Source organism: Bombilactobacillus sp. ESL1202 (assembly GCF_058107125.1).
Genome location: NZ_CM176590.1, coordinates 468,415 through 482,479, shown reverse-complemented (window position 1 = coordinate 482,479; position 14,065 = coordinate 468,415). Strand labels below are relative to the sequence as shown.

At 34.2% G+C, this 14,065-nt stretch carries 14 protein-coding genes; 13 read left to right on the top strand and 1 reads right to left on the bottom strand.

Annotated features, from left to right (window positions below):
* The first annotated feature begins 33 nt into the window (after positions 1-33).
* From AC3B7A_RS02320 to tsaE, 3 genes are read left to right on the top strand one after another with little or no spacing between them, the layout of a single operon-like run.
* Positions 34-720, top strand: coding sequence for a uracil-DNA glycosylase (locus AC3B7A_RS02320; protein ID WP_489756130.1), 687 nt, complete (start codon positions 34-36; stop codon positions 718-720).
* Positions 721-729: 9 nt separating this feature from the next.
* Complete coding sequence (gene pta / locus AC3B7A_RS02315; RefSeq protein ID WP_489756129.1) at positions 730-1,698, top strand: phosphate acetyltransferase; 969 nt, start codon at positions 730-732, stop codon at positions 1,696-1,698.
* A gap of 10 nt (positions 1,699-1,708) precedes the next feature.
* Positions 1,709-2,170 (top strand): tRNA (adenosine(37)-N6)-threonylcarbamoyltransferase complex ATPase subunit type 1 TsaE, encoded by a 462-nt coding sequence (gene tsaE / locus AC3B7A_RS02310; RefSeq protein WP_489756128.1) that lies wholly within the window; start codon positions 1,709-1,711, stop codon positions 2,168-2,170.
* A 132-nt stretch (positions 2,171-2,302) separates the two neighbouring features.
* On the opposite strand, the gene AC3B7A_RS02305 is transcribed toward tsaE, so the two are convergent.
* On the bottom strand, positions 2,303-2,839 hold the full coding sequence (locus AC3B7A_RS02305; protein WP_489756127.1) for a 3'-5' exonuclease: 537 nt from the start codon (positions 2,837-2,839) through the stop codon (positions 2,303-2,305).
* Between the two features lie 92 nt (positions 2,840-2,931).
* Between AC3B7A_RS02305 and murB the strand changes: the two genes are divergently transcribed.
* The 10 genes from murB to AC3B7A_RS02255 all read left to right on the top strand — a co-directional run bounded on the left by murB (position 2,932) and on the right by AC3B7A_RS02255 (position 14,053).
* The gene (murB, locus tag AC3B7A_RS02300; protein ID WP_489756126.1) at positions 2,932-3,870 is read left to right on the top strand and encodes a UDP-N-acetylmuramate dehydrogenase; all 939 of its coding nucleotides are present in this window, start codon (positions 2,932-2,934) and stop codon (positions 3,868-3,870) included.
* A gap of 9 nt (positions 3,871-3,879) precedes the next feature.
* On the top strand, positions 3,880-4,716 hold the full coding sequence (gene cdaA, locus AC3B7A_RS02295) for a diadenylate cyclase CdaA (protein ID WP_489756125.1): 837 nt from the start codon (positions 3,880-3,882) through the stop codon (positions 4,714-4,716).
* Positions 4,716-5,714, top strand: coding sequence for a CdaR family protein (locus tag AC3B7A_RS02290; protein WP_489756124.1), 999 nt, complete (start codon positions 4,716-4,718; stop codon positions 5,712-5,714). Before cdaA ends, AC3B7A_RS02290 begins: the two co-directional genes overlap by 1 nt.
* Positions 5,715-5,729: 15 nt before the next feature.
* On the top strand, positions 5,730-7,091 hold the full coding sequence (gene glmM / locus AC3B7A_RS02285; protein WP_489756123.1) for a phosphoglucosamine mutase: 1,362 nt from the start codon (positions 5,730-5,732) through the stop codon (positions 7,089-7,091).
* Between the two features lie 240 nt (positions 7,092-7,331).
* A complete protein-coding gene (locus tag AC3B7A_RS02280; RefSeq protein ID WP_489756525.1) occupies positions 7,332-7,973 on the top strand; it encodes a deoxynucleoside kinase in 642 nt (213 codons plus the stop codon).
* A 67-nt stretch (positions 7,974-8,040) separates the two neighbouring features.
* Positions 8,041-8,541: a QueT transporter family protein gene (locus AC3B7A_RS02275; protein WP_489756122.1), complete on the top strand. Its 501-nt coding sequence runs from the start codon at positions 8,041-8,043 to the stop codon at positions 8,539-8,541.
* A 173-nt stretch (positions 8,542-8,714) separates the two neighbouring features.
* The gene (locus tag AC3B7A_RS02270) at positions 8,715-9,914 is read left to right on the top strand and encodes a glycosyltransferase family 4 protein (RefSeq protein ID WP_489756121.1); all 1,200 of its coding nucleotides are present in this window, start codon (positions 8,715-8,717) and stop codon (positions 9,912-9,914) included.
* The gene (locus AC3B7A_RS02265) at positions 9,907-10,944 is read left to right on the top strand and encodes a glycosyltransferase family 4 protein (RefSeq protein WP_489756120.1); all 1,038 of its coding nucleotides are present in this window, start codon (positions 9,907-9,909) and stop codon (positions 10,942-10,944) included. The genes AC3B7A_RS02270 and AC3B7A_RS02265 overlap by 8 nt, the downstream gene beginning before the upstream one ends.
* Entirely contained in the window at positions 10,941-11,990 is a 1,050-nt protein-coding gene (locus AC3B7A_RS02260; RefSeq protein WP_489756119.1) for a lysylphosphatidylglycerol synthase transmembrane domain-containing protein, read from the top strand. The genes AC3B7A_RS02265 and AC3B7A_RS02260 overlap by 4 nt, the downstream gene beginning before the upstream one ends.
* Positions 11,987-14,053, top strand: coding sequence for an LTA synthase family protein (locus AC3B7A_RS02255; RefSeq protein WP_489756118.1), 2,067 nt, complete (start codon positions 11,987-11,989; stop codon positions 14,051-14,053). The genes AC3B7A_RS02260 and AC3B7A_RS02255 overlap by 4 nt, the downstream gene beginning before the upstream one ends.
* Positions 14,054-14,065: the final 12 nt, after the last annotated feature.

The following is a 14,065-nucleotide window of genomic DNA, read 5'->3' as shown; positions in this document are numbered from 1 at the left end:
TATTAAAATTTTACCATAATAGGCGGTGTTAAGTTGAAACAATTAATAAAAAATGATTGGCAGCAAATTTTAGAACCCGAGTTTAATAAAGATTATTATCGTCGCCTTCATCAATTTTTGAAACGAGAGTATCAGGAACAAACGATTTATCCCGATATGTACAATATTTTTCAAGCGTTTGATTGGACATCATTTCAACAAACAAAAGTGGTTATTTTAGGTCAAGATCCCTATCATGAACCACATCAAGCGCATGGATTGAGTTTTTCAGTTTTACCAGGAAATAAAGTTCCCCCATCTTTGCAAAATATTTATAAAGAACTGCAAGCAGATTTGGGCTATCCACCAGTCAATCATGGTTATTTAAAATCCTGGGCTGATCAAGGCGTATTATTATTAAATTCGGTATTGACAGTACGGCGTGGAAAAGCGTATTCTCATCAAGGGAAGGGCTGGGAAATATTGACGGACCAAGCGATAAAAGCGCTTTCTGATAAAGGTGGTGTTGTCTTTATTCTCTGGGGCAAAGCTGCTAAGTCAAAAATGAATTTGATTGATAGTCAACATAATGCAATTATTAGTTCGACACATCCAAGTCCATTTTCCGCTAATTATGGTTTCTTTGGTTCACGTCCATTTTCTAGAACCAACGCTGCTTTAAAACAATTTGGTGAGACACCGATTAATTGGCAATTACCAACTGAGATTATCGAAAAATAGGAGGAAAAAATGGAATTATTTGAGTCGTTAAAACAAAAGATTAGTGGTCAAAACAAGAAAATTGTTTTTCCTGAGGCAACTGATGCCCGCATTTTACAAGCGGCAGTTAAGTTACGGCAAGATCAATTATTGGAACCGGTTTTTTTAGGCAATGAGTCTGAAATTCAAAAAAAAGCCCAAGAATTAGGCTTAGATATTCAAGGAATCAAAATTTTGGATCCCCAAAATTTTGATCAATTTGATGAAATGGTTGCTGCTTTTGTTGAGCGTCGTAAAGGTAAAAATACTAAAGAACAAGCTCAACAAATGTTGCGTGATCCAAACTACTTTGGCACAATGTTAGTCTACTTGGATCAAGTTGACGGAATGGTTTCTGGTGCAATTCATCCAACTGGTGATACAGTTCGTCCAGCTTTGCAAATTATTAAAGTTAAACCAGGTTTGACACGGACGAGTGGCGCATTTATTATGCAAAAAGATCAACAGCGTTATTTGTTTGCTGATTGTGCTATCAATATTAATCCTAGTGCGGAAGAATTGGCAGAAATTGCTGTGACATCAGCAAGTACAGCCCGTTTATTTGATATTGATCCGAAAGTTGCTTTACTGAGTTTTTCAACTAAAGGTTCAGCTAAGAGTGATGAAGTTACTAAAGTAGCACAAGCCACTAAGTTAGCGCAAGAAAAGGAGCCAACTTTGGCTTTGGATGGTGAGTTGCAATTTGATGCAGCCATTGTACCATCGGTTGCTGCTCAAAAAGCACCTGATTCTCAAGTTGCTGGTCAAGCTAATGTTTTTGTCTTTCCAGAATTACAATCAGGTAATATTGGTTATAAAATTGCGCAACGTTTAGGTGGTTTTGAAGCGATTGGACCGATCTTACAAGGTCTTAATAAACCAATTTCTGACTTGTCGCGTGGTGCTAATGTGGAAGATGTTTATAAATTAGCAATTATCACTGCTGCACAAGCTTTATAATTGAGGTACTATGGAAAAATTAACACAGAACGCTGCGGAAACAAAGCAGTTTGGTCAAAGATTAGCACATTTTTTATTACCTGGGGATCTTTTGTTGCTAGATGGTGATTTAGGTGCTGGTAAAACAACTTTTACGCAAGGAATTGCTCAAGGATTAGGAATTAAACGGCCGGTTAAAAGCCCGACTTTTACTTTAATTCGGGAATATTCGCAAGCTAAGTACCCACTTTATCATATGGATATGTATCGTTTAGAAAATTCTTCTGCTGATGAATTGGGATTGCAAGAATATTTTAATAGTAAGGGAATTGTGATTATTGAATGGTCACAGTTCATTCAAGAACAATTACCACAAAATTATTTGCGTATCAAAATTGAGCGTGGTAACACTGCCCAAATGCGTAAATTAATTTTGAAAGCGCAAGGTGAGCGTTATTCTTTTTTGTTACAACAGCTAGCTGCTGTTAAGTAAAATTGATTAATAAAGTAAAGAGTCCGCTAATATGATCTTGTAAAAATTATTATCATGATCAATCTGCTAATAATTTTTATTCCATCCATATTAGGGACTCTTTTTTAGTGAATTTTATAGAAAAAGTTCTTGTTAAGCTTTTAGTTTGATAAACGGTTGTAAAGCTTCTGTACCAAATTGGGCTCTTGTTTGTAATAAAATTTCGGCACATGCTAAAGTATCATCTAAAGCATGATGGTGATGTTCTAAGTCAACATTTAAGGCTTCAGCAACGGTATTTAATTTATGATTAGGTAATTCAGGATAAAATTTTCGGGAAGTGCGCACCGTATCAATAACATTATAAGTTGGGGTGGGAATTTGATATTTTTGAAGTGTTGTTTTGAGAACGCGGGTATCAAAAGGAGCATTATGAGCCGTAATTAAGTGATTAGTGGTGAATAATGGTTTGATGTGTGGCCAAACTTGAGCAAATGTTGGTGCATCTTTAACGTCTTCTGGATGAATATGATGAATAGCAATGTTTCGACTATTAAACGGTGCCTGCGGATTAATCAAAGTGTAAAAAGTGTCTACAATTTGATTATTTAAAATGAGTGCGAGGGCTAAAGAACAGGCACTATCAGCTTGATGATTAGCGGTTTCAAAATCCAGAGCAACAAAATTCATGTAAAAAACCTCACAATTCATAACTTATTTTCAGATTTCATTATATACTATAATAGTGTTATTGTGGAAAACAGTTAGTTAGGAGTTTTAGCATGCAATCGGAAATCAGAGATCAATTTTTAAATGATTTACAATTAAAAACAGAATTGTTAAATCTGCCAGTTAAGATTAAAGTCAAAGATTCTTTAAGTCAATATACCTTTACTAAAACAGGAGGACCTGGAGATTACGTAGCTTTTCCACAAACAGTGACCGAACTACAATTATTAACCGATTTTGCCATTAAGCATCATTTACCAGTGACTGCACTAGGAAATTCTAGTAATTTAATCATTAAAGATGGAGGGATAAAAGGTTTAGTTATTATTTTAACGGCGATGAAACAAATTCTGGTTCAAAAAAATCAGATTATTGCTCAGGCTGGAGCACGTTTAATCGATGTTACTAAAGCTGCTAGTCAAGCAGGACTAAGTGGCTTAGAATTTGCCGCTGGAATCCCAGGAAGTGTTGGTGGGGCAGCCTTTATGAATGCGGGAGCTTATGGTGGTGAAGTTAGTTCAGTGATTACCCAGATTAAAGAAATCTTACCAGCTGGTCAGCTAATTGCAATTGATCAAAATGATTTGAAATTTTCTTATCGGCACAGCATAGTGCAAGATAATCACGGAATTGTGACTGAGGTGACTTTTGACTTAGTTCCAGGAGATCAACAAAAAATTCAAGCTAAAATGGACGAATTAAACGCTTTGAGACGATCAAAGCAGCCTCTGGAATATCCGTCTTGTGGGAGTGTTTTTAAACGACCAGCAGGATATTTTACTGGTCCTTTGATTATTAAAGCGGGATTACAAGGGAAGATCGTTGGCGGAGCTCAAGTTTCAAAAAAACATGCTGGTTTTATTATTAATTTGGGAACTGCCACCGCTAGTGACTATTTAGCATTAATTCATCTAATTCAAACTACTGTTCAAAAAAAGTTTGGCGTTCAATTAGAAACAGAAGTTCGAATCATTGGTGAAGATCAGAGGTGAGATTAAAGAATGCAAAATATATGGGGCCATATTTTTACATTAAATTTTTTGACTAATATCATTGATATTTTATTTGTTTGGTTTTTAACCTATAAGCTGTTAATGATGATTCGCGGAACGAAAGCCATCCAATTATTAAAAGGCTTGTTTATTATTTTAGTAATTAAATTAATTAGTTGGTTCTTTAATCTGCGTACGATTGCTTATTTGACCGATCAAGTTTTTAATTGGTCGGTAATTGCGATTATTATTATTTTTGCGCCGGAAATTAGACGTGGCTTGGAAAAATTAGGACGTTCACCAGTGTTTTTTTCAGTTCGAAATGAACAAAAGGATTTGACTGATAATTTAATCATGGCGTTAGACAAAGCGATTCAATATATGTCTAAAAGGCGTATTGGTGCACTGATTACTTTGACAATGAATACTGGTTTAGAAGAGTATGTCGAAACGGGAATTAAGTTGGATGCTGATGTTACAGGCGAATTATTGATTAATATTTTTATTCCCAACACGCCGTTACATGATGGCGCAGTAATTATTAACAAAAATAAGATTGAAGTGGCGGCGGCATATTTACCATTGTCGGAGAGTAACGCTATTCCTAAAAAGCTGGGTACCCGTCATCGAGCAGCGGTGGGGATTAGCGAGGTGACTGACGCCTTGACAATTGTCGTTTCAGAAGAAACCGGTGAGGTTATGATTACGCATAAAAATCATATGATGTTGGATTTAAATCGTGATGATTATCTCAATTACTTACGCGCTCAGTTAGAACCTAAAACATCGCAGACTAATTCTGTTGTTCGAAACTTTATTCGACGCTTTAAAAGGGGAAACGATTAATGAAAAAATGGCGGAAGTTTATTGATTCCAAGTATTTTTATCTATTATTATCCTTTTTATTGGCCTTATGGATTTATTGGAGTGTTTCTTTACCTAGTATTGGTAGTACTCGCAGTGGCATAGTGGCAGGAAATGTGGTTAATGCGAATAAAACTGCGACTTTAAATATGAAATTGCAAGTTAATTCGGATGCAGAAAATTATTTTATCACTGGTTATCCTAAACAAGTTCGAGTGAAATTAGAAGGTCCATCAGCCTTAGTGACAGCTACTAAAAATACCCATAATTTTACACTTTATATTAACTTGCATAATTTAAATGTTGGCCACCATCGGGTTTTAGTTCATCAAAATGGCTTAAATCGTGATTTAAAGTATTCAATTAAGCCACGTTATGTTGACGTTGATATCGAACCTAAAGCCGAACAAGCTTTTCCAATTCAAGCTGATTATGATGCTAAAAACATTGCGAAAGGCTACCTAGGAGGTGATGCTAGTGTTGATCCTCAAGTAGTGCAAGTTGTCGGGGCACGTAGCGAGGTTCAACGAATTAGTCAAGTAGTAGCTCATGCCAAATTACCGCATAATGCTTCAACTGACTTTCATCAAGAAGTACTATTACAAGCTCTAGATGCTCAAGGTCGAACTTTATCAGTTTTATTAACGCCACAAACAACGCGGGTGAAAGTGCCGATTAGCTTACCGAGTAAAAAAGTTGCGTTAAAATTTATCCCCCAAAACATGCCAGAAAATAAGAATTATCATTTAACAGCAGATGTGTCTGTAGTTCGTATTTATGCGAAAAAAAATGTTTTAAATCAGTTAAATGAGCTGGATATTCCGATTGATGTATCAAAAATTAGCACGAAGAAGTCAAAAATTGTTACAATTAATCAGGTGAAATCTGATATTATAGATTCGAGTCCACGAACAATTAAGGTCTATTTAAAAACTGATGAACCAAATTCAGCAGTTAATCAAAATTCAGTAAATAATTAAGATAAGAGGAGAACTATGGTTAAATATTTTGGCACGGATGGTGTCCGTGGTATTGCAAATAAAGAATTAACACCAGAATTGGCTTTTAAGTTAGGGCGTGCGGGCGGCTTTGTTTTATCACAACAAAAAGATAGTGATGAAGATCGAGCTGTAGTGTTAGTAGCACGTGATACTAGAAAATCAGGGCAGATGCTAGAGACTGCTTTGATTTCCGGCCTTTTGTCTGTTGGAATTGAAGTTTTGAATTTGGGTGTGATTACGACTCCAGCGGTTGCTTACTTAGTTAAAGTTCAAGGTGCTGATGCGGGAATTATGATTTCAGCTTCTCATAATCCTGCTAGTGATAATGGTATTAAATTTTTTGGCCCCGATGGTTATAAATTGAAAGATGCTACTGAAGAGGAAATTGAACACTTTTTAGATCAGAAGCAAGATTCTTTGCCTCGTCCTTCCGCTGAAGGTATTGGTACTTTAGAGGATTATAAAGAAGGTTCATTAAAATATTTAGAATTTTTACGGCAAAGTATTTCTGATGATTTATCAGGTGTGAAAGTGGTTTTAGATGGTGCAAATGGTTCAACCAGTAAGTTAGTTAGCAAATTATTTGCTGATTTGAATGTGGATTTCACAACAATTGCTACTAATCCAGATGGCGTTAATATTAACAACGGTGTTGGTTCAACTCATCCAGAAAAATTAGCTCGTGAAGTGGTTAAACAAGGAGCCCAAGTTGGTTTAGCCTTTGATGGTGATGGCGATCGCTGTATTGCAGTTGATGAAAAAGGTAACATTGTTGACGGCGATAAAATCATGTTTATTTTAGGAAATTACTTCAAAGCTCACGGTCGCTTGAAAAAAGATACGATTGTTACCACGGTCATGAGTAATTTAGGCTTATATAAAGCTATTGAAGCTAATGATATGAATGCTGTTCAAACAGATGTTGGTGACCGTCACGTTGCTGCTGAGATGGTTAAAAATGGTTATAATCTTGGTGGCGAACAATCAGGACATGTCATTATTTTTGATGTTCATAACACTGGTGACGGGATGTTAACTGGTATTCAATTATTAAATGTCGTCAAACAAACAGGACAAGCTTTGTCTGAATTAGCGGCACCAGTAAAGACTTATCCCCAAATTTTAATCAATGTTAAGGTACAGGAGAAGAATAATTGGCAAAATTATCCAGCTATTCAAGCAGCAATTGATACGGTAGAGAAGCAAATGAATGGCGATGGACGCGTCTTAGTACGACCAAGTGGAACGGAAGCTTTGTTAAGAGTGATGGTAGAAGCAGCAACTAAGGAAGATGCGCAGCGCTTTGGTCAACAAATCGCTAGCGTTGTGCAAGCAGAAATGGGAATTGATGAGTAAAATGTTGATAAATTATTACAATGTTTTAACAATCAATTTTGTTGAAAGTATTTAAATTATTAAATTTATTAATGAGGTGACTCCTGATTTTATTTAAATTTTCAGGAGTCATTTTTTATAATTAAAATTACTATTTACTAAAGCAACTACTATATTTGGTACTTCTTCAAAAAAAGCACTACAATATGTGTGGTGTATATGCTATTATAGATGAGGCATTTTTAGAGGAGGACAAACATGATGATAGTTTTAAGCGGTATGATTGGTGCAGGCAAAAGTAGCTTAGCAACCCTTGTTTCGGAACATTTAGGTACACAAGCTTTTTATGAACAAGTGGATGATAATCCGGTCTTACCCTTGTTTTACGATGATCCTAAAAAGTATGCTTTTTTGTTGCAGATTTATTTTTTAAATAAGCGATTTGCTTCAATTAAGCGTGCATTATCAGATGATAATAATGTTTTAGATCGTTCAATATACGAAGATTCGTTATTTTTTCACATTAATGCTGATATGGGGCGGGCAACTAAACAGGAAGTTCAAGTTTATGATGAATTGTTAGACAACATGATGGAAGAACTACCTTTTGCTGCACATAAAAAAGCTCCAGATTTGTTAGTTCATTTAGATGTCTCTTATGACAAAATGTTAGAACATATTAAAAAACGGGGGCGTTCTTATGAACAACCGGAAAATGATCCATCATTAGTGGACTATTATCATAATTTGTTGGGACGCTATGATCGTTGGTATGAAGATTACCATTATAGCCCTAAAATGAAAATTAGTTGTGATCAATATGATTTTGTAGAAAATGAAGCTGATCGACAAAAAGTTCTGCAATTAATTGATGATAAATTAAAAGAACGTGAATCAATGTAATATCTTAAGACAGTTTGGTAACTCCGAAAGAAACCTGTCTTTAAACAAAGATGATGGAGGGTTAATTTTGAAAAAATATTTTGCTAGTTTTTCCACTCGTGATTGGATTATTAATTCAATGATTGCTGCTATTTATGTAGTGTTAACCATTACACCACCATTAAATTCTTTAGCCTATGGAAATATTCAGTTACGGATTTCAGAGATCTTAGTAATGCTACCCTTTTATAATAAGAAATTTATTCCTGGTTTAACGTTGGGGTGTTTTATTACTAATTTATTTAGTCCAACGGCGGCAGTTGATATGTTTGTAGGAACATTGGCATCATTGCTGACCTTTTTAATAATTATTTACATTAAGCAAGGTTATTTAGTGCCGATAATTGCCGGAATTGTTAACGGTGTAATTATTGGTTTAGAGTTAAATTTAATGACACAAGCGCCGCTATTAATAACGATTATATATATTTTTATCGGCGAATTTCTGGCAGTGTTGATTGGCTATGTTATCTTCACGATTTTATTAAAAAATAAACAATTTCAAAAGCTAATTTTAAAAAGAGATTAATACTCGTATTTTATTTGAACAATTAAAATATTTAGTCCCCCAAAGTTCAGTACTTTTAGTATAATGTATTTGATTAAGCAGCCAAGAGGCTGTTTTTTTATTACGATAATATGCTTTGATGACTTATTTTGTTATAATTAAGCATATCAGTCAGATTTAAGGGAGCATTGATAATGAATATTGGGATATTTACAGATACTTATTTCCCACAAGTTAGTGGTGTAGCAACATCAATTCAAACTTTAAAAAATGATCTGGAACGCAAGGGCAATACAGTATATATTTTTACAACTTCAGATCCACATGTTGCTAAAGACGCTGTAGAACCTAATATTTTTCGCCTAAGTAGTATTCCTTTTATATCTTTTACTGATCGTCGTATTGCTTATCGGGGAATGTTCCACGCCTTAAAATTAGCTAAAGAATTAGACTTAGATATTGTACACACACAAACTGAATTTTCATTAGGCTTAATTGGTAAGTTTGTCGCACATAGTTTGAAAATTCCTTGTGTGCACACTTATCACACCATGTATGAAGATTATTTACATTACGTTTTAAATGGTCACTTGTTAAAACCATATCATGTTAAGCAAATGTCTAAATTATTTATTTCTGGGATGTCGGGAGTCATTGCTCCTAGTCAACGTGTTTATGACACCTTGAGAAGATATGGAATCAAGACACCAATGGAGATTATTCCCACTGGCGTTGATCTATCAAAATTTACGCAAAAAATAGATTGTCAACCATTGCTAGAGCAATTGAATTTAAGTGATGCACATCCAATTTTACTAACGTTAAGTCGAGTAGCTAATGAAAAAAAGATTGAATTGTTAATTCAACAATTACCACAATTAGTACCATCTTATCCTCGAATAGTGTTAGTGATCGTAGGTGATGGGCCAGATAAAGCTGCCCTTGAGCAATTGGTTAACCAACTTAATTTGCAAAAGCATGTACTTTTTACTGGTGAAGTTGTGCATGATCAAGTCTCGCCTTATTATCAAATGGCTGATTTGTTTGTTTCAGCCAGTGATACAGAATCTCAAGGATTAACCTTCATTGAAGCATTAGCATCACAATTAAAGTGTGTGGTTCGCTCTAGTCCTTACACTGATAATTTATTAGATGATCCATCAATGGGAGTAACTTATTTAAAGCCAGAACAATTCAATGACTTAATTAGGCAATATTTAGATCATCCGCATTTATTTGATGATCCAGCTCCCCGGCAAAAAAAGTTATATGAAATTTCCGCCGATTTATTTGGTGATCGGGTATTAGATTTTTATCAAGATGCTTATAAGTATTTTCTACGAAAAAAATTAGCAAATCAGCCATTAAAGGACGGTCAATATTACGATGATTAAAATAACAATGTTTTCATCATCACAGAAAGTAGCAGGTCAAGGAGTTGGCAGTGCTTATACTGAGTTGATGCGTTTATTAAAAACTTATTTAAGTCAAGCTTTTCAAATTAACGTTAATGATTTTATTCATGCTAGTGATATCAGTCATTATCATACAATTGATCCGCAATTTTATGCATCGACATTTTTTAAAAATCGCGGTCGAAAAATTGGGTACGTTCATTTTCTACCAGAAACGCTGGAAGGAAGTTTGCGAATTCCTAAAATAGCTCAAGGACTGGTTTCGAAGTACGTTATTTCTTTTTATCAAAGAATGGACCATTTAATTGTGGTAAATCCAAGTTTTATCAGTAAGCTGGCGCAACATGGAATTGATCCACAAAAGGTAACGTATATTCCTAATTTTGTTTCGAAATTAGAATTTTATCGATTTTCAGATCGAAAAAGGGCTCAAGTACGCGCACGATTAAATTTAAAAGCGACGGATTTTGTAGTTTTTGGTGATGGACAGGTTCAAAAACGTAAAGGAATTGATGATTTTTATCGACTGGCAGTGGAAAATCCAGAAATTAAGTTCATCTGGGCTGGGGGTTTTTCTTTTGGAGCGATGACCGATGGCTATGAACGTTATAAAAATATGATTCAACATGCGCCTAGTAATTTAACTTTTACCGATATTATTCCGCGAAGTCAACTAAATGAATATTTAAATGCAGCTGATTTATTTTTGTTACCTTCGTATGATGAATTATTTCCTATGTCTGTCTTAGAAGCTTTCAATACTGGTACACCGGTATTATTGCGTGATTTGGATTTATATCAGGCAATTATTGCTGATAAATATTTACCAGCTAAAGATTTTTCACAAATGCAGCAAGCGATTAGAGATTTACGCCATAATCCGGCCAAGTTACAGGATTTAGCGCGAAAAGCTACAAGTGCGGCTCATTATTATTCGGAAGAACATTTAAGTCAAATTTGGCATAAATTTTATCTTGAACAATTTCAGCAAACGAGGAATCCTTCATGAATCGTAAAAATCTGTTAGCGATGTTTATCATGTTGATTATTGGGGGCGGGATTTTTGCCTTCGAATTACAAAAAACCAATTTACATTCCCTAATTCAGCAAGCTACCACGATTAATTGGTGGTGGTTATTGATAGCTTTTGGTTCGATGTTTCTTTCGTTTTTTTTTGAAGCTTTGGTTTTAAAAGTTTTGTTGCACGGCCGAGAAGATGAATTACATCACTGGTGGAACATATTGCGAATACCTTGGATTCAAGCTTTGTTTAATGCAATTACGCCATTTTCATCTGGAGGACAACCAGCACAAGTTGTTTCTTTGGTTCAGTCTGGTGTTGAAGTGGGACGAGGAACTTCAGTCTTATTGATGAAATTTATTATTTATCAGACAATTGTTTTGATAAACTTTATTATTGCGATGATTTTTCAGTTTAGTAGTATTGCACAACATTTTACGGGGTTAGCTGTTTTAATTATAGCTGGTTTTATATTACACGTTTTAACCATTGGTGTTTTACTAATGATTATGTTTTACTACCAATTTACGCGAAAAATCATATTAATTATTATGAGATTTATTGGTTTTTTTGTGAATGATAATACTGCCAAAGCTTGGACTAGTAAAGTTTTGATTAAAATTGATAACTTTTATCATGAAAGTTTGGTTTTGAAAAAGGAACGGCGAAAAGTTATTAAAGCTGCAGTTTTTACTTTTATTCAATTATTGTTTTATTACCTGGTAGTTTACTTCACATTGTTGGCTTTACACGTCCATCATGTTAATATCATTAACGTCTTAATTACGCAAATTATGATTGTAATGATTACTTCGATTTTTCCAATTCCTGGAGGAACAGGTGGTGCAGAATACAGTTTTCGAACCTTATTTTCACAATATATTAGTTTGCCTAGTAAATTAGTTTTAGGAATGTTTATTTGGCGCTTTATAACTTACTATTTAGGAATGTTTTTAGGAATTATTGCAATTGCATTTAAACCGATTAATGAACGTACTAGTACGAAAGTACGTGGAGGAAAGATTTTAGAATGAAGAATTTTAGTCAAAAAATAGCAAATACTTTAAATACTAAACTGGGTTTTTTTACTTTAGCAGTAGTTCTGTGCTGGATTAAAACTTACTTGATTTGTCTAACTAAATTCAATTTAGGAATAAAAAGCAGCATGCAAGCTTTTTTGCTATTTTTAAATCCAATTCCCACAACGATTTTATTATTAGGAATTGCACTTTATCTTAAAGGACGAAAATCATACGTCTATTTGTTGATTATTGATTTGATCACTTCAACTTGGTTGTTTGCTAATATTTTGTATTATCGAGAATTTTCTGATTTTTTAACGTTAACTTTAATTAAGGGCTCTAGTTCAGTCTCTAATAATTTAGGTATGAGTATTTTGGGCATTACTAAGCCAACTGATTTTTTGGCATTCTTGGATGTTGTGTTGCTAGTTGTCCTATTAGCTTTTAAAGTTATTAAGGTCGATATTAGAAAATTAACAGCAAAGATCCCCTTAACTATTACTGGAATAGCAATTATTAGTTTTGGCATCAATTTAACCTTAGCTCAGCAAGATCGTTCAGGCTTATTGACCCGAACCTTTGATAATAATTATATTGTTAAATATTTGGGCTTAAATGCCTATTCTGTTTATGATACAGTTAAAGCAGCAAAAACAAGTGCTGTGAAAGCGAATGCTGACAGTTCCGATATGAAAACAGTTAAAAATTATATTAGCAATAATTATGTTGCACCAAATGTGCAATATACGGGAATTGCGAAAGGTAAAAATGTTTTTGTTATTCATTTGGAGAGTTTTCAACAATTCTTGATTGACTTTAAGTGGGATAATCAAGAAGTAACTCCCAATTTAAATAAGATTTATCATGAAAAAAATACGTTAAGTTTTGATAATTTCTTTAACCAAGTTGGTCAGGGAAAAACAGCCGATGCTGAGATGATGATGGAAAATTCGCTTTTCGGATTACCAGAAGGAGCGGCAATGGTAACTGATGGTACTTCAAATACTTTCCAAGCGGCGCCCGCAATTTTAGATCAAAAGGGGTATACTACGGCTTCTTTTCACGGTGATGTTCCTAGTTTTTGGAATCGGGATAACACTTATAAATCATGGGGATATGATTATTTCTTTAGTTCAAACTATTATAAGCAAAAAAAGAATTATAATGTTGGCTATGGTATGAAAGATAAAATTTTTATGAAGGATACTGCTAGTTATATTCAACAGTTACCGCAGCCGTTTTATTCTAAAATTATTACGGTAACCAATCATTATCCTTATTTATTAGACAAAAAGAATCAATCAATTTCTAAAACTAATACTGGTGATAAAACTGTTGATGGTTATGTACAGACAGCTCATTATTTGGATCAGTCAATTGGTGAATTTATGGACTGGTTAAAGGCGACAGGTCTAGATAAAAATAGTATGGTAGTCTTTTATGGTGATCACTATGGAATTTCGGGTAATCATAAAAAAGCTGTCGCTAAATTATTGGGAGAAAAGAAATTTAATGATTTTGATAATGCCCAGTTCCAACGAGTTCCATTTATGATCCATATGAATGGTTTGCAAGGTGGAATTAATCACACTTATGGTGGTGAAATTGATGCTTTACCAACTATTTTGAACTTATTGGGAATTAATAATCGGGATAAGATCCAGTTTGGTTCAGACTTATTAGCACCAAAGCATCCGCAACTTGTTGCATTTAGAAACGGAGATTTTGTCTCTCCAGAATTTACAAAAGTTAATGGTGCCTATTATTATACAAAAAATGGGCGGTTGGCTAAGAATTTAACTGCTGAGCAAAGAAAACAAGTGGAATCTATGTCCAATCAAGTAGCAACTGAACTTTCATTATCGGATAAAGTAATTACTGGTGATCTTTTGAGATTTTACACGCCACAAAGCTTTATCAAGATTAATAAAAAAGATTTCAATTATTCTAAAAAGAAGTCTTTAAAGAAATTAAAAGAGCAGAACAAGAAGGATAAGTCTAGCTTAGAGTATAAGAATGATAACAAGTCTTTATTAGACCTTTACCATACAGACGCCCCAGAACTAGCAAATTAAGATTGGAGGTTT